Below are 17,420 nucleotides of genomic sequence, written 5' to 3' on the forward strand. Positions count from 1 at the left end.
TTAGCGACAATTAATCGCTCGCGTCGATTCATTGGTTTTCAACCATACTGAAGAAAGCGGTATAAAAATAATAATAACTTTGGTTTTCTCGAAACCATCCAAAATACAATAATAAAAACGTGTGACACGAGAGGAAGTACACAATGGATACCATTATTCGTTTTTTCCAAGACGGCGGCATGTTCATGTATCCAATTGCCGTAATATTAGTGGTCGGTCTAGCCATCGCCATCGAACGTCTTTTAAGTATATCTTCAGCCAAGCGCAGTAATCGGAGTGCTTTTGAAGAGTTATTGCCTATGATCCAACGAAAGGATTACAAATCAGCACTTAGCTACGCAAACCAGAACAATAGTGATGTAGCCAGTATTTTCGCCGCAGGTATTGCTCGTATGCCTTCCAGTACTAAGCGAGAAGATATCGAGTATGCAATGGAAGAGGGCTTAATGGAGACGATTCCAAAGTTAGAAAAGCGTACCCCTTACATAGCGACACTTGCCAATATATCAACGTTAATGGGACTACTGGGTACGATTATTGGTTTGATTGCAGCTTTCACCGCAGTGGCATCTGCCGCTCCTTCGGAGAAGGCGACATTGCTTTCCCAATCGATTTCTGTGGCCATGAACACCACAGCATTCGGTCTTATTTCTGCTATACCTCTGCTATTGGTGCATACGGTTTTGCAAAGTCGCACTGCGGAGATCATTGATAGCCTTGAAATGGCCGGTGTTAAATTTCTGAATATTATTACTGAGCGTAAGCCAGCTTCAGCGCAGCCTCAGACTGCTAGTAAAGTAGCTAAGTAATACGCAAATTTTATATTCGGAGGTTGGCATGAGACGCCATAGACGTGCCCAGCAAGAGGCAGAATTAGATATTACCTCCTTCATGAACCTAATGATTATTCTGGTTCCGGTATTGCTAATCAGCATGGTGTTTAATCATATCACTGTGCTTGAGCTGCGATTACCATTGGAGGAAGAATTGAAGCAGCAAGATTTGGATCCTGAAGAGTTAACGCTTGAAGTGATCGTACGCGAAAGTGAAATGGTGGTTAATTTTGGTCCTTTGACCATCGAAACCCTACCTAAAAAAGATGGGCAATACAATTTCGAAGGCTTATCTAAAACTCTGCAGGCAATGAAGAAAAAATTAGGTAACGAACGCACGGATATCGTGATCTTGTCAGAGCCGGATATTGACTACCAAGTTTTGGTTAGCGTGATCGACACTGCGAAAAGCTTTCCTGCTGTTATTGCTGCTAGTGTGGTCAATGCCGTTTTGTTTCCTGACGTATCACTTGGTGATGCACCTCGCTTGGTATCAGGAGGTCTGGCGCAATGAAGTCTTCACGTCGTGCAAAGCGAATGGCCAGGCATCATAGTCGAAATAAAAAGCAAGCTGGCTTAAATCTAGTATCGTTAATGGATATTTTCACCATTATGGTTTTCTTCTTAATGATGAACCAAAGTGATGTGGAAGTGATGAGCAACGATAGTATCAAATTACCTAAAAGCATGGCTGATTCGCAACCGCAAAACACAGTTAATCTTATGGTGAGTAATGACGATATTGTAGTGCAAGGTCGCGCAGTGGCAAAAGTCCAAGATGTATTGCAATTACCTGAAGAGGTAGAAACCATTGCTGCATTGAGAGAAGAACTGACTTATTTGGCCCAGCGTTCCCCTGCTAGCGCAATAGAGCAGGAAATTGGGCGACCGATTACGATCATGGGAGATGAAGGTATTCCGTATAAAGTACTAAAGCGGATTATGGCCACTTGTCAGAAAGCCCAGTTCACTCAGATTTCTCTGGCTGTTCAAAAACAAGCAGAGCAGGGGGCCTGATATGAGTAGTATTCAATATCAAGCGCCTCAACTACCTTGGTCTAATGGCCAGCAAGAGCGGTTGTTTAAGCTCGTTTTAATTGCGCTCTTAGCTGTGACAGTAATACTTGGAATTGTGATTCCAAGTATTCAGTTGCCAGAAATTGAACGTCATAAAGCAGAAGAGTTACCACCGCAATTGGCGCGGGTTATAAAGCGGAAAAAAGAAACGCCTAAACCTAAGCCCGTTCCTAAGGTTCAAGAAAAGCCCAAACCTGAAAAGATTGAGAAAAAAGCTGAGGTGAAAGCGAAACCAAAGCCTGTGCCGAAGGTGGTAGCAAAACCAAAGCCCAAACCTAAACCGAAGGCCGTTCCCAAAAAAGAACGTACTCCTGAGCGAGTAAAAGCGGCTAAGGAAAAAGCGAAAAAACTGATCGCGGATTTCTCCGATAATCTTTCTGAGATGCGTAGTATGGCAGACGATATGACAAGGCTGGTAGATAATTCCGCGCTCACAAACGCTGGGGCAGCGGCTACTACGGTAGGCACAGTGGTTGATACGAATGCGGTTGAGCGGGTCTCAGGTGTGGACGAATCCAAATTAACGAGAGAAACCGGGGCAGAAAATCTGCAAGTAGCAGAGCGAGATACCACTGAAGTAGAAGAATTGCCGCAGGAAGCTTTGGCTGACAATACTCGTGCGCAAGAAAAGACACCAGGTATGGCTCGTTCACAAATGGATATTCGTCGTGTGTTTGAACAAAACAAATCTCGTTTTGACAGAATTTACCGTCGCGCTTTGCGTTCTAACCCGGTATTGCAAGGAACTGTCACGTTAGGGATTACGGTTGCTGCAAGTGGTGAAGTGAAAGACTGTATTGTCAAAGAATCGGAATTGGATGATAAAAAAGTTATGCGTCGTATGACGATGACTTGCAAAATGCTAGCATTCGATCGTGCTTCAGCAGAGGACGAATTCGAGTTTCCATTAACCTTTGCTCCTTAGCCGACTCTAAGAAAGCATAGGTTACTAGCGTTGCCAGGCTAGTCTTGGCAAAAAGAAAAGGCTTACTTTTACTAGTAAGCCTTTTTTATCGCCTTAGCGTTAGATAATCGCAGGTGCTTAAAAGCGCGATAGGAGCCACTCACTGAGATCATTGAAAACTTCGTGACGGTTGGTCTCATTGATCATTTCGTGTCGACCATCTTTATAGAGCTTCATGGTAACGTCTTCCCATCCATTTTTCTGATACTGCTTGGCGAGTTTTGGTAAACCTTTGCCGAAGTTGCCTACAGGATCTTTCTCTCCGCCATAGATGTAGAGGGGTTTATTTTGATTGATTGTCTTGAATCCAGAGTTAGTAAAAATCTCGCTCATGCCAATAAAGAAATCCTGCCATAACCGAACAGTACAATCGAAACCACAAAGGGTATCGTTTATATAACGATCTACTTGCTCTGGATCGCGGCTCAACCAATCGAAATCCGTGCGATTGGGTTTAAAGGGTTTATTGAAAGTGCCAAAAGACAGGAACTGTAAAACAGGGCTTGGTTTCGATGGTGATAGTCGAACAGACTCTATTTTAGAAACGAATGTTGCAGCTTTCAGTAAGGCCGTTGGTTGCCAATTGCTGCCCGATAAAACGACGCCATCCACTGTGGGTTGATTGCGCAGTAAATATCCTTGAATAATGAAAGACCCCATACTGTGCCCCATTATAATGTAAGGCAGGGTAGTATCAGCCAAAGCATCTCGTACATAGTCGATATCGTTGACGACTTTTTCCCATCCCAGGTTATCCGCGTAGTGACCTAATGCTTCGTTTTTATTTTCACAATGCCCATGACCACGATGATTATGAGCAATTACCGAAAATCCTTGAGTATTCAGATGCATGGCTAATTCATTGTAGCGTTCTGCATGCTCAGCCATGCCATGGTTGATGTGAATACAAGCCTTTGCAGATTCTATTGGCCAGCTAAAAGCTTCAATGACATGGTTGTCTTGTGAGGTGATTGAATGTTTTTGCACGAGAAAGTCCCGATGATGCATGTTGTTTTTATTTGCCTTAATCCTATCACTATCCCGCAAAAAAATACGCACTTCGCAGCAGCTCAGCTCTACTTGTTTAAAAACTCGTCAGGGGAGTGTCCATAAAATAATCAGATTAGACATTTTGGGCATTTTGGGACTTTGCGAGTGGGGGTAAAACTGGTAGTCTGCTCTACTGTCCAAATTCCTGCTGTATATAAGGGCGCCTCTAATAAGTCACTTTAAGCTCTGGCCTTATTCTTGTTTCAAGATCAAGGCGTGGTATTGAAGGTCTAACGGGTTAAATCGAAATAGCACAACACAGAGATTGGAACACGAGCAAGGCCCCGAAGGGCAAGGCCTGTAGCACTTTCCTTCGGTGTCAGACTTCTGGGAAAGGACTCGTCATTACGCGGCGAAGCCTTCCTTGAATGAAAGCACTACAGGCGTCTTGCAGAGCCAAATTGACTTATTAGAGTGCCCTTAAGTTATACAATAAAAAATAATGCTAAAGGCAGATGCCCATTAAGCGTACCTTACTGTGGAGGCGGTATGAACGAGAATTTCTTTAGTGACAAATATCCTGAGGGTTTACCAGCGACGGTTGACGTTGATAAGTATGCCAATGTGGTAGAAGTGTTTAACCACAGTGTTAAAAAGTATGCTGATCGTCCTGCCTTTACTGCATTGGGTAAAACTCTCTCTTATTCCGAATTAGACCAATTAACAGCAGATTTTGCCGCTTACCTCCAAAACGACACAAACTTGCAAAAAGGTGATCGTATTGCGGTTCAATTACCTAACTTATTGCAATATCCGGTAGTTGTATTTGGCGCTATGCGCGCCGGTCTTGTGGTTGTGAATACCAATCCTTTGTACACCGAGCGCGAGATGGAACATCAGTTCAATGACTCAGGTGCGAAAGCCTTGGTTGTGTTGGCGAACATGGCAGGAAAAGCAGATCGTGTTGTTCCTAAGACTCAAATTGAGCACGTGATTGTGACACAAGCAGGGGACATGTGTAGCCCACTAAAGCGTACACTGGTTAACTTCGTTGTAAAAAATGTTAAAAAAGAAGTTGAGCCGTTCACGCTTCCTGGTCACAAGACGCTACTTAATTGCCTAAAGCAAGGTAAAAAATCAAGTTATAGTCCTGTCTCGTCAGCTCCAGAAGATATTGCGGTATTGCAGTATACCGGTGGTACAACTGGTGTTGCCAAGGGTGCGATGTTAACGAACCGCAACCTCGTTGCGAACATGTGTCAAGCTCACCCATTGTTTATGATGGGCTTAAGCAAGGGCGGAGACGAATCAGCAAAAGTAGTAGTGGCTCCACTCCCCCTTTACCATATTTATGCGTTCACCGTTAACTGCATGGTTCTAATGGAAACAGGTAATCATAACGTTTTGATTCCGAATCCACGTGATCTACCAGGCTTCATTAGCGAACTAAAAAAATGGAAGTTCAATGCTTTCCTAGGTTTGAACACGTTATTTGTCGGTCTATGCAATAACGAAGACTTCCGTAAGCTAGATTTTAGTAACCTACAGCTAACCATCTCTGGTGGTATGGCGTTAACAAAAGCGGCAGCCGATCGTTGGAAAGAAGTAACAGGATGCGAAGTATCTGAAGGTTATGGTATGACCGAAACCTCGCCAATCGTTGCGTTTAACCCTCCAGGTCATACACAAATAGGCACTATCGGTATGCCTGTTTCTAATACTGTCTGTAAGGTTATTGATGAAGAAGGAAATGATCTTCCTGTAGGAGAGGCTGGCGAGCTTTGTGTAAAAGGTCCGCAGGTTATGAAAGGTTATTGGCAGCGTCCTGAAGCCACTGCAGAAACGATCACCGAAGACGGCTGGTTGAAGACGGGTGATATGGCTCAGATTCAGGAAGATGGTTATCTGAAAATCGTTGACCGCAAGAAAGACATGATCATCGTGTCTGGCTTTAACGTATATCCGAACGAAGTAGAGGACGTTGTAGCAGGTCACCCTGATATTGTTGAATGTGCTGCTGTTGGTGTACCTGATGATACTACAGGTGAGCAAGTTAAGATCTTTGCCGTTACCAGCAATCCGTCACTAACGCCGAAAGACGTGAAGGATTTTGCGCGCGAACGTCTTACCGCTTATAAAGTACCTAAGATGGTTGAGTTCCGTGAAGAACTACCAAAAACTAACGTAGGTAAGATTCTTCGTCGTGAACTTCGCGATGAAGAAACAAGCAAATAATCATTTGATTGTTTAACGCTTACGAACGCCCCCTATGCTTGCATTGGGGGCGTTTTGCGTCAGAGCAAATCAAAATGACAACAAATGAATGTAGGTTGTAGTAGCGTTGAAAGAGTTAGACTTACTAGCCAAACAGATAGATGAAACCTTAATTCGGGACCGCCATGGATTCCGCAAGCAAGTAGGTTATTTGAAAAAAAGGCTGCAAAGCAAGCAGCCCATTGATAAAGGTTTCGAGAAGTTAGCCCAGCAGATGCAAAAAAGCATCGATATCGTTTCCCATCGCGAGCAAGACTGTCCTCGTTTAGAGTTTGACGATCAACTCCCTATCAACCAAAAAAAGCAAGAAATTGCCGAGACCATTGCTAATAATCAAGTCGTTGTCATTGCGGGTGAGACGGGTTCTGGTAAAACCACTCAGTTGCCTAAAATTTGTATGGAATTAGGTTTAGCCAAATACGGTAAGATTGCTCATACACAACCCCGTCGATTGGCAGCGCGCAGCGTCGCTGATCGTATTGCTCAAGAATGCAATGTTCCCCTTGGTGAGCAAGTAGGTTATCAAGTTCGCTTTACTGACCAAAGCAAAGACAGCTCTTTACTTAAGCTGATGACCGACGGCATTCTTTTAGCTGAAACTCAAAATGATCGTTTTCTGAATCAGTATCAAGTCATTATTATCGACGAAGCCCACGAACGTAGCTTAAATATTGATTTTTTGCTGGGCTATTTAAAGCAACTTTTGCCTAAGCGTCCTGATTTAAAAGTCGTTATAACCTCCGCAACCATCGACCTCCAACGTTTTTCTGAGCACTTTGATAATGCACCTGTGATCGAAGTATCGGGTCGTACCTACCCTGTGGAAGTTCGTTATCGTCCCATTGTTGACGTGGACACCGATGATGAGCAAGAAGGAGATATGTACCAAGGCATAATCGATGCCGTAGATGAGCTCGAAAGAGAAGATGCGAAGCGTGGACAAATTGGTGATGTATTAGTATTTCTGAGTGGTGAGCGAGAGATTCGAGAAGCATCACTGGCACTGAAAAAAGCCAACCTTAAGCAAACAGAAATACTGCCACTTTATGCCCGGCTAAACAGCAGTGAACAACAACGCATTTTTAAACCCACTGGTGGTAAGCGACGCATCGTTTTATCAACCAATGTTGCTGAAACATCATTGACCGTTCCTGGTATCCGATATGTTGTGGATACTGGTGTGGCGAGAGTAAGTCGTTACAGTTATCGCTCTAAAGTCCAGCGACTGCCCATTGAACCCATTTCTCAAGCCAGTGCAAATCAACGTAAAGGTCGCTGCGGGCGTGTTAGTGAAGGTATTTGCATACGGCTTTACAGTGAAGAAGATTTTCTATCACGACCTGAGTTTAGTGACCCTGAAATTCAGCGGACCAATCTCGCTGCCGTTATTTTACAGATGCTCTCGCTTCGACTGGGTGACGTCAATGCCTTTCCATTTGTGGATGCGCCCGATAATCGATTCATTAAAGACGGTTATAACTTGCTGAAAGAGTTAAGTGCAGTTGATAAGAAAAACAACATCACCAGAATTGGACGTCAGTTAAGTCGTTTTCCGGTTGATCCCCGTATTGCTCGGGTACTTATTGAAGCGAACGCCAAACACGCATTGGCAGAAGCGCTAATCATAGCGTCTGCATTGAGCATTCAAGATCCAAGAGAGCGACCCGTTGAAAAGCAGCAGCAGGCTGATCAGAAACACGCTGAATTTCGTGATGATGAAAGCGATTTCATTACATTGATTAATATTTGGAATTGGTACGAAGAGCAGCGCCAAGCGCTATCAAACAACCAGCTTCGCCAGATTTGTAAAAAGCACTTTTTGAATTATATGCGCATGCGTGAGTGGCGTGATGTGCATTATCAATTACGTATTCTTTGCAAAGAGTTGAAGTTTGTCGAAAACAAAGAAGTAAGTTCTTATGATCAATTGCATAAGTGTATTTTGTCTGGTTACCTAAGCCATATTGGTCAAAAGAGCGATGAAAATGATTACAAGGGAGCGCGCAATCGTCGATTCTTGCTGTTCCCTGGTAGTGGTATTTTCAAGAAGCGACCGAAGTGGGTGGTGAGCGCCGAATTAGTTGAGACTTCGAAACTATATGGTCGAATGAACGCGACGATTCAGCCAGAGTGGCTAGAACCATTGGCTAAAAACCTAGTAAAGAAAACCTATCTTGAGCCTCACTGGTCGATTAAACGTGGACAAGTAATGGCCTACGAGCAAGTAAGCTTGTTCGGATTGATCATTATTCCAAGACGTCGCATTGGTTATGCGCAAATTGATCCCGTTGTCAGTCACGAAATCTTTATTCGAGAAGCCCTCGTGCAAGGTCAAATCAAAACCCAAGGGGATTTTCTTGAATATAATCAAGCGTTAATGGAAGAGGTGGCCGAGTTAGAAGATAAAAGCCGTCGTCGCGATATTGTGATTGATGAAGAGCGTTTATTTCAATTTTATTTTGAGCGTGTACCGGATGACATTGCTGATACCGCAAGCTTTGAAAAATGGCGTAAGAAAAACGGCGACGATACGTTATTAATCGAAAAATCGTACCTCATGCAGCACGCTGCAAGCGATGTAACGGAAGCACAGTTTCCAGACCATTTTTCTCATGGCTCAGTGATTTATCCGTTGAGCTATCGGTTTGAGCCTGGTCATGCAGAAGATGGTGTCAGTGTCATGGTGCCAGCGCCGATCCTTAAACAGCTTCCCGTTGGTCGCCTAGAGTGGCTGGTACCCGGTATGATCCGCGACAAAGTTATTGCTTTATTAAAGGCTTTGCCGAAACCCATACGAAAGCAATTGGTTCCTGTACCTGACTTTGCTGATGGCTTTCTTAGTCAGCAGCCAAATAGGGATCAAAGTTTATTGGCTGAAATATGCGCTTATGTTTACCAACAAAAACGCATAAAAGTGTCTGCTGACGATTTCAATATCGCCAGTATTGATGATCACTATCGAATGAATATCAAAGTGATTGGCGCTGAGGATGATCTACTGGCGCAAGGGCGTGACTGGCAAAAACTACTGGATGAAGTAGGTGATGTAGCAGAACAGTTCTCAGCGGATGAAGAAAATGATATTGAGCGCCAAGGCATTACGCAATGGGACTTCAATGAGTTACCTCTGGAATACCAGCTTACGCAAGCAGGGATACAAGTGACGCTTTATCCAGCACTGATTGATCAGCAGACGTCCGTTGATATCAAGTTATTAGACCGTGCGGATGAGCAGGCTGTACAAACACGAAAGGGAATCTTGCGGTTATTGCAGCTTGAGTTAAAAGATCAAGTGAGTGTGATTCATAAGAGCGTGCAAAAGCAGTTGGTGCAAGAAATTATCTATTACTCTCAATTGGGCAACAAAACTGAATTGTTAGAAAGCATTACCCGGCAAGTGTTTGCGAATAGTTTTTGTTGGCAGGACAACCCTCATACTCACAGTGATTATATTAAAGTGAAAGACGAGGGAAGAGCGAATATTGGCGAGTGTCTAGATGAAATTCTGCCCATTACAAAAGACATACTGAAGCAGTATCATGAGCTCAATAAAGCACTGAAAAAACACAATCAACTGGCTTTCGCGTTTGCTGTAAGTGATATTAAGCATCAAATACAAGCGCTTATGCCCAAAGGATTCTTAGGTTTTGTACCTTTAGAGTGGCTGAAGCATTATCCACGTTATATCAAGTCCATGATTCAGCGGTTAACGAAATTGCAAGGAAACGTGCAAAAAGACAAGTTGCAACAGTTGAAAGTCAGTGCTTGGAACGAAGAGTACCAGAAACTTCTTTCAGATTTACCGGCAAGTCTGGATTGTTATCCGGAAGTATTGACGTTGAACTGGATGATCCAAGAATATCGGGTAAGTCTATTTGCTCAGGAGCTAGGCACTGTAATTCCGGTGAGTGATAAGCGCTGGAAAGCTCAGTTACAAATTGCAAAGGAAAGCTATCAACAGTGACGGTAAGCTAGCCTATCAGTTCTAGCGACTAAAACGCTTGAAATACTGTGAGTAAAGGGTGAGGGAGTTGGCAATTACTAACCTAAAGTTTGAGAATAATTGTCAATACCGCTATCTTGTTTTATAGTTTTGTCATACTCAAGGTTGAGCAAGAATAATTATAGGATATGGCCCAATAGAAAATGCAGCAATAATAGGGGAGCGTGAGTGAAGCAAGTAGTGATTAGTGGTACCGGTTTATATACCCCAGAAAATGCCATATCGAATGATGAATTGGTAGCGTCATTCAATACCTTTGTAGAAGAATACAATAGTGAACACGCAGCTGAAATTCAAGCTGGAAATATTGATGCGTTGTCGCCGAGTAGCAGTGCGTTTATTGAGAAAGCATCGGGAATCAAAAGCCGTTATGTAATTGATAAAGAAGGTATTCTTGATCCTAAGCGCATGAAGCCATTTATTGCTGAACGCAGTAATGAAGAAAATAGTTTGCAGTGCGATATGGCGATTACTGCTGCCAAGCAAGCTATGGAAGAAGCAGGCAAAACGGCGGCAGATATCGATGCTGTCATTGTTGCCTGTTCTAATATGCAGCGTGCATATCCAGCTGTCGCTGTGGAAGTACAAACTGCTCTCGGTATTCAAGGCTTTGCGTACGATATGAACGTTGCGTGTTCCAGTGCGACGTTTGGTATCCAAGCGGCTGCCAATGCCGTTGAGAATGGCGCAGCGCGCTGCGTACTTATGGTGAATCCTGAGATTTGTAGCGGCCATTTAAATTTCCGTGATCGCGATAGCCACTTTATCTTTGGCGATGCCTGTACTGCAGTCATCGTTGAGTCAAAAGACACAGCCAATAGTTCAGAGCAGTACGAAATTCTAGGCTGTAAACTTCAAACTGTATTTTCCAATAACATTCGCAACAACGCAGGGTTTTTAAATCGCTGTGACGAATCTGGCTTAAACAAGCCAGATAAGTTATTCATCCAAAATGGGCGTAAAGTATTTAAAGAAGTATGTCCTATGGTAGCGACACAGATTGGTGATCACTTAAGTGAACTCGAATTGCAGGCAGATCAGCTAAAGCGTATGTGGTTGCATCAAGCGAATCTAAGCATGAATCAACTGATCGCCAAACGCGTATTGGGCCGTGCCGCGACAGAAGAAGAGGCGCCAGTTATTCTTGACCGTTATGCGAATACCAGTTCGGCAGGATCGGTCATTGCTTATCACATGTATAAGCAAGACCTGAAATCTGGTGATCTAGGTGTGATTTGCAGCTTTGGTGCAGGTTATTCCATTGGTAGCGTGATCATTCGCAAGCTTTAAGCGTAAAAAGTGAAGTCAGATAACGAAGGGGCTATATGCCCCTTTTTTATGTTCTAAGTCTCTGTAACAAAATCGAGAATATATCGTCAAATAGATAGACACACTTGCTAGAGGTCTTTCATGGGCTCAACAATATTTGGAACAGGTTTAGGGTTGAGGCGAGGCATGCTTGAGGAAATGTCTCAGTTAACCCCGCAACAGATCGATTTTTTTGAAATTGCCCCAGAGAATTGGATCGGTCTTGGAGGTCGGTTTGGTAAGGTATTACGAAGTTTAACAGAGCGTTTTCCGTTTGCATGTCATGGCTTGTCACTTTCTATTGGTAGCCTAGATCCATTAGATGAATCCTTTGTCAAAGACGTAAAATCATTTCTTGATGAGCATGGAATAGAAACTTATAGCGAGCATTTGAGCTACTGTAGCGATCACGGGCATATGTATGACCTAATGCCAATCCCATTTACTCAGGAAGCCGTTACCCATGTTTCAAGTCGTGTACGCCAAGTACAGGATATTCTAGAGCGACCTTTGATTTTGGAAAATGTCAGTACTTATGCAAAGTTCGGCGATTTGGATGAGCTATCTTTTACCACTGCAATTTTACGTGAAACCCAATGCAAGATGTTACTTGATGTGAATAATGTTTACGTTAACAGCATTAATCATAGCTTTGACCCGTATCATTATATTAGTAGCCTACCTAGCGCTGCAATTCACTATATCCACATTGCGGGACACTATGACGAAGCCGATGATCTCAAAGTTGATACCCATGGGTCCCCTGTTAAACAAGATGTTTGGGATTTACTGGCATATGCCTATGACGTTCATGGTGTTAGGCCTACAGTATTAGAACGCGATTTTAATTTCCCTCCGATGGATGAATTACTCACAGAAACCAATCAGATTAAATCGATACAAATGGCAGCTGGTGAAGCAGGATTGGTTAAGCATGGCTAAAGAATTTAAAATACTGCAGCGACAGTTTGCTCAAAGTATTCGCTACCCTGACCAAGAGATCTCGGGCGAGTTGGGTACGATTGAGGATCGGCGTTTAAAGATCTATCGGGAGCTCTTCTTCAATAACATCGAGAGCTTTATATCTGGTACTTTTCCTGTGCTCAAAAGCATAATCGATGAAGAGGTTTGGTTGCAGCTTATCCGAACGTTTTTTCAAAAACACTCAGCAGATACTCCTTACTTTTTAGAAATCAGTGAAGAATTCTTAACCTTCTTACAGGCAAATCGGGATGCAATCATCAAGCAAGGTATTCACCTGCCTGAATATGCGCTGGAATTAGCCCATTGGGAATGGATGGAGTTATTGGCCGATCGCGCAGATTACCATCAAGATTACACCGCACCTATTAATACTATCGACTTAGACCTACGCTATACCGTTCAAGAAGCAGTTTGGGGCGTATCTTATCAATATCCAGTGCACAAGGCTGCTGTAGGCGTCGAAATTCAACCTGAGCTTACTTGTCTATTGATCTATCGCAATCAGCAGGACCAGGTCGGTTTTGTGGAGGTAAATCCGCTCAGTTTATTGTTGTTTGAGCGTTTGCAAAGTAATAGAACCAAACCATTGTTAACAATCCTAGGTGATATCGCCGAAGAGAGTAACTTGGACTCTAATCAGGTGACCTCGGGAGGTTTGCATATTATGGAGCAGTGGAAGGACCTCACCATCTTGAAGGCAATTACCTTTTAATTTTGGCGTACGACTTATTGTGATGACATTTGGTTTAATGCGGTAGTTGAGAAAATCCTGTAAAGGGGATAATGTTTGCTTTTATCAGGCCCCGTCTGAAATAAAAAAGACATCCAAATGTCATAAAAATGAAAGATTGTAATAAATCTGTCACAAACTGATCGTAATATTTCTGTCATGTTCAGTTTGATAACACAATAAGGTGAAAAAAGACCATGAAAAAGCCTATCGTAACGGCTCTAGCCGCAGTTGCCCTTAGTGCAGGAGCACATGCTGAAACCAAGTTTTACGGTAAATTTAACGTTTCAACCGCCTACAACGACTCCACTGAAGAGTTCAACATGGACAGCCATGCAAGTCGTTTAGGTATCAAGGGTTCTGACGACCTTGGTTTCGCAACGCTAGTTTATAAAGCGGAATATCAACATAATGTAGATGAAGGCGGCCTCAAAGCACGTGGTACTTATGTTGGTTTGAAATATGAAGGTCTAGGAACTGTTAAGCTGGGTAAAATGGATACACCGCTGAAGAAGTCACAGGGTAAATTTGACTTGTTCAATGATATTTACGACATAAAGCGTAATCTGTTAGGTGAAAACCGCGACAACAACTCCATCAATTATACTAGTGAAAAATTAGGTAACCTTACTGTATCAGCTTCTGCTATTTTAGAAGAAGGTTCAGATGGCTACTCAGTGAGTGGTGTATTTGAAAAAGGCAATATTTACGCATCTGTAGCTTATGATAAAGATGTTCCTGATTCCGAGGATGTAGCAAAATTAGATTCCGTACTGCGCGCCACAGCAATCGTAACGCAAGGTGATATCCGTTTAGGTGCCATTGTAAATTATGCGGAAGAGGGGAATTTTGATGACACTGGATTCGCGTTCAATGCAGCTTTGACTAAAGGATTGCATACCTTTAAGGCTCAGTTTGGAACGGCCGAACAGGCAATTGACGATCAGGGTGGCATTAACGAAGTACAAACCCTATCTATTGGCGTAGATCGCAAACTTGCTAAAACAACCACAGCATATTTCTATGCTGATTCTGAAGAACAGAACGATGCTGATGCAGTAAATGAACTACGCATCGGCCTAGTACACAAGTTCTAATCTAGCGAAACAAGCAAGATCAAAAACGGGTCATATGAAAATATGAGCCGTTTTTTTGTGCCTATTGATTCATAACTTCGTGTAAACACAATGTTCACTGGTTTTTATGTGGTCTAACATTGAGATTATAAGGGTTCACTGTTTTAATTGCCGCTTCGCCTAAATAACATTGAGTACATTGTGAAATACTTAGCTTTATTCTTTTTCTGCTGCTTGCCGTTAGTGGGCATAGCCCAAGAGGACGACCCTTGGGAGGAATGGAACCGGAAGGTCTTTGCGTTCAATGAAACCATGGACAAATACGCTGCTCGTCCTGTGGCACAAGCTTATCGCAATGCCGCTCCACAGTTTGTCGATGACGCTATCTCCAATGTGTTTAATAACTTGGGTGAACCCGTTGTTATCGTAAGTGATTTGGCCCAAGGCAAATTCCTACAGGCTTTGAGTGATACTGGACGCTTTTTAGTCAACTCCACGGTGGGAATTCTAGGTATCTTTGATGTTGCCAAGTACATAGGGTTGGAAAAGCATGATGAAGATATTGGCCAGGTTTTAGGTTATTGGGGGGTTAGCTCTGGTCCGTATCTAGTTTTACCATTATTAGGGCCAAGTACGGTTCGTGATACAGCGGGTTTTTCTGTAGAGGTCTTTACGTTAGATACTTTAGATCCCCAAGTTCAGTTACTCGAAGAGAACAGAGTGTACTGGGGATCGGTTTACAGCGAATATGTGGACATTCGAGCAGACCTGATGGTGGCAGAAGGGATCCTAAGTGGTGACAAATACTCGTTCATGCGAAGTATTTACCTGCAACGCCGTGAATACCTGGTTACGGATGGTGAAAAGGCCAACGATTTTGATGATGGCTTCGATAAAGGTTTCGAAGAGGAATACGACTTTTAACGTTATCCTCTCTATTCATGGAGCGATCACTTAAAGAAAGAGCGGGTTGATCAACCCGCTTATCATGACAGCGTCCTAGCTCAATAACTCAATAATTTCTGCACCGTACGAATACTGGTCCTTGGTTTTCAGTACGCGGCGAATGCGTATTAGTGCGTGCAGAGGCGCAAACTTATTTTGGTATGAGGGCAAGAATGCCTCGATCTCATCGTCTATATCAAGAATCTCTTTTGTCTCAATGCACATGCCTGTGCCGCTTAAATCTGCGCATATGCACTGACACTGTCTGTCTTTGATTGTGAGGGTAATTGGGGATTCGACTCTCATCCGGATGAAGTCGCGTTTTTCCTCATAGGCGTTGGCTAAGTTCATTGTTATTGTCCTCTTAGTGGCCTCGACACACTGTGTCAAACTTCTGTATACGCATCAACCAATTTTCTCATATGCAATATTCATGACAATCTGTATAGGTTGTGAGCGATTTAGCGCTTTTTGCTGATGCCTATACGATCGTCTTGATTTCGTCTTGCGCCCCAGCAGGACTCGGGTTAAGGTTGCCAACGCCGTAAGAATAAGAAACGTAGGCATATATGGAACAGCTTAGTGGGCGAGTATTAGTCATCGATGATGAGGCCATCGTTCGAGATAGTATTGTCACCTACCTTGAAGACAGTGGTTTTGATGTAATAGAGGCAAGCAATGGTACTGAGGGTATCGCATGCTTTAATAGTCAAAACCCGGATATTGTTTTGTGCGACTTACGCATGCCTAATATGGATGGTCTGGCGGTATTGCAGAGCATCAACAAATCCAACCCCAATACCCCCTTTATTGTTATCTCAGGTGCCGGCGTTATGGCCGACGTAGTCGAAGCATTGCGATTGGGCGCGAGCGACTACCTAATCAAGCCGATTATTGACTTAGAGGTACTTGAACACAGTATTAAGCGTAACTTGCGCCAATTGCGTCTGATTTTGCAAAATCAAAACTATCGCCAGCAATTAGAGCGCAAAAACGAACAGTTGGAGCATCGTCTAGAGGAACTTCGCCTTGATCAGCAAGCGGGAAGAGAAGTGCAAAAGCGCATGTTGCCAGACCCTCAGAGCCAGTTAAAAGGCGTTGAGTTTGATTATCACATTATTCCAAGCTTGTATTTAAGCGGTGATTTCATTGACTACTTTCCGATCTCTGCCGATAAAATTGTTTTCTATGTCGCTGATGTAAGCGGACATGGCGCGTCTTCTGCATTTATCACTGTATTACTTAAAAATCTCACTAATCGATTGCGTCGAAACCTTAGGCGTCAGTCTAGTCAAGAAATTCTGACTCCTGACAATGTTCTATCCCGAATCAACAAAGAACTAGTGGATGCACAATTGGGGAAACACGTAAGTTTGTTCTGGGGCATGTTAGATTTGCCAAAAGGAACGCTTTCTTATAGTGTTGGCGGCCAATTTCCAATGCCGATTTTGTGCACGGATTATGGTGCAGAATATTTGCAAGGGAAAAGCCAACCTGCCGGATTATTTGCCGCGGCGCAGTATCAGACCTACGATAAAGAAATAACAGGTAATTTCCGCTTGTTGGCAGTGTCTGATGGAATATTGGAAGTGATGCCAGGCGAGAGTTTGGCGCAAAAAGAAGCGTTATTATTAGAATGGGCAGAAACGGGACAGCTAGCAGTGAAAAATCTAGCCAAACTGTTGAATATTAAAGATGGTACAGAAATACCAGATGATATCACTTTGCTCTCCTTATCTAGGACCGACTCTATATGAACCCGGGAAAAATTCTCGTGGCCCAAAGTCAGGGCATATATATTGTTAAATTTTTAGGCGATGTACGTCTGAATTTATGCTCTACATTGGATCAATACACCGATCAAATGTTTGCTGATGAGTTTTTTAAAACGGTCATCATTGATTTGACCGAGACAGATTGTATTGACTCTACCTGTTTGGGGCAGCTTGCGAAAATTTCTATTCTGTATAAAGAGAAATACGGTCAATTGCCTACGATTGTCTCTACGCGAGACGATGTCAATAGAATCCTCACGAGCATGGGCTTCGATCAAGTTTTTTATATCGTTAATGAGCTAGTATCTAAAGTCGAATACTTAGAGGAACTTCCGGAACAAACGGTTTCCGAAGAGCAAATGAAGAAGCAAGTCTTACAAGCGCATAAATTACTAATGGATATGAACGAGAATAATCGTGATGCGTTTCAAGACCTGGTTAAAAGTTTAGAAGAAAACTAA

General features: G+C 43.1%; 15 protein-coding genes. 13 read left to right on the forward strand and 2 right to left on the reverse strand.

Going from position 1 to position 17,420, the window contains the following annotated elements:
• The first annotated feature begins 143 nt into the window (after positions 1-143).
• The 4 genes from HF888_RS06100 to HF888_RS06115 are packed head-to-tail and all read left to right on the forward strand — an operon-like array spanning position 144 to position 2,835.
• Positions 144-809 carry a MotA/TolQ/ExbB proton channel family protein gene (locus tag HF888_RS06100; protein ID WP_007016386.1) on the forward strand — a complete coding sequence of 222 codons (666 nt, stop codon included), beginning with the start codon at positions 144-146 and terminating at the stop codon, positions 807-809.
• A 28-nt stretch (positions 810-837) separates the two neighbouring features.
• Entirely contained in the window at positions 838-1,347 is a 510-nt protein-coding gene (locus HF888_RS06105) for an ExbD/TolR family protein (protein ID WP_007016387.1), read from the forward strand.
• Complete coding sequence (locus tag HF888_RS06110) at positions 1,344-1,850, forward strand: ExbD/TolR family protein (RefSeq protein ID WP_007016388.1); 507 nt, start codon at positions 1,344-1,346, stop codon at positions 1,848-1,850. The genes HF888_RS06105 and HF888_RS06110 overlap by 4 nt, the downstream gene beginning before the upstream one ends.
• 1 nt (position 1,851) lies before the next feature.
• A complete protein-coding gene (locus tag HF888_RS06115) occupies positions 1,852-2,835 on the forward strand; it encodes an AgmX/PglI C-terminal domain-containing protein (protein WP_007016389.1) in 984 nt (327 codons plus the stop codon).
• A gap of 117 nt (positions 2,836-2,952) precedes the next feature.
• Here the strand turns inward: HF888_RS06115 and HF888_RS06120 are convergent, their stop codons facing one another.
• A complete protein-coding gene (locus tag HF888_RS06120; protein ID WP_133308406.1) occupies positions 2,953-3,861 on the reverse strand; it encodes an alpha/beta fold hydrolase in 909 nt (302 codons plus the stop codon).
• Positions 3,862-4,413: 552 nt separating this feature from the next.
• On the opposite strand from HF888_RS06120, the gene HF888_RS06125 reads away from it, so the two are divergent.
• The 7 genes from HF888_RS06125 to HF888_RS06155 all read left to right on the forward strand — a co-directional run bounded on the left by HF888_RS06125 (position 4,414) and on the right by HF888_RS06155 (position 15,163).
• On the forward strand, positions 4,414-6,099 hold the full coding sequence (locus tag HF888_RS06125) for an AMP-binding protein (RefSeq protein WP_007016391.1): 1,686 nt from the start codon (positions 4,414-4,416) through the stop codon (positions 6,097-6,099).
• A 106-nt stretch (positions 6,100-6,205) separates the two neighbouring features.
• Positions 6,206-10,102: an ATP-dependent RNA helicase HrpA gene (gene hrpA, locus HF888_RS06130; protein WP_007016392.1), complete on the forward strand. Its 3,897-nt coding sequence runs from the start codon at positions 6,206-6,208 to the stop codon at positions 10,100-10,102.
• Positions 10,103-10,309: 207 nt separating this feature from the next.
• A complete protein-coding gene (locus tag HF888_RS06135; protein ID WP_007016393.1) occupies positions 10,310-11,431 on the forward strand; it encodes a beta-ketoacyl-ACP synthase III in 1,122 nt (373 codons plus the stop codon).
• Between the two features lie 120 nt (positions 11,432-11,551).
• Positions 11,552-12,391 (forward strand): HvfB family MNIO-type RiPP peptide maturase, encoded by an 840-nt coding sequence (locus tag HF888_RS06140; RefSeq protein ID WP_040297385.1) that lies wholly within the window; start codon positions 11,552-11,554, stop codon positions 12,389-12,391.
• Entirely contained in the window at positions 12,384-13,145 is a 762-nt protein-coding gene (locus HF888_RS06145) for an HvfC family RiPP maturation protein (protein WP_007016395.1), read from the forward strand. Before HF888_RS06140 ends, HF888_RS06145 begins: the two co-directional genes overlap by 8 nt.
• Before the next feature lie 215 nt (positions 13,146-13,360).
• A complete protein-coding gene (locus HF888_RS06150; protein WP_007016396.1) occupies positions 13,361-14,260 on the forward strand; it encodes a porin in 900 nt (299 codons plus the stop codon).
• A 180-nt stretch (positions 14,261-14,440) separates the two neighbouring features.
• Entirely contained in the window at positions 14,441-15,163 is a 723-nt protein-coding gene (locus HF888_RS06155; RefSeq protein WP_007016397.1) for an MlaA family lipoprotein, read from the forward strand.
• 75 nt (positions 15,164-15,238) lie between these two features.
• Here HF888_RS06155 and HF888_RS06160 read toward each other — a convergent pair whose 3' ends face one another.
• Positions 15,239-15,535 carry a PilZ domain-containing protein gene (locus tag HF888_RS06160; RefSeq protein ID WP_007016398.1) on the reverse strand — a complete coding sequence of 99 codons (297 nt, stop codon included), beginning with the start codon at positions 15,533-15,535 and terminating at the stop codon, positions 15,239-15,241.
• Positions 15,536-15,753: 218 nt separating this feature from the next.
• On the opposite strand from HF888_RS06160, the gene HF888_RS06165 reads away from it, so the two are divergent.
• Both HF888_RS06165 and HF888_RS06170 read left to right on the forward strand, forming a co-directional pair.
• Positions 15,754-16,941 (forward strand): response regulator, encoded by a 1,188-nt coding sequence (locus tag HF888_RS06165; RefSeq protein ID WP_007016399.1) that lies wholly within the window; start codon positions 15,754-15,756, stop codon positions 16,939-16,941.
• Positions 16,938-17,420: an STAS domain-containing protein gene (locus HF888_RS06170; protein WP_007016400.1), complete on the forward strand. Its 483-nt coding sequence runs from the start codon at positions 16,938-16,940 to the stop codon at positions 17,418-17,420. Before HF888_RS06165 ends, HF888_RS06170 begins: the two co-directional genes overlap by 4 nt.

The organism is Bermanella marisrubri, assembly GCF_012295615.1.
Lineage (GTDB): Bacteria > Pseudomonadota > Gammaproteobacteria > Pseudomonadales > Oceanobacteraceae > Bermanella > Bermanella marisrubri.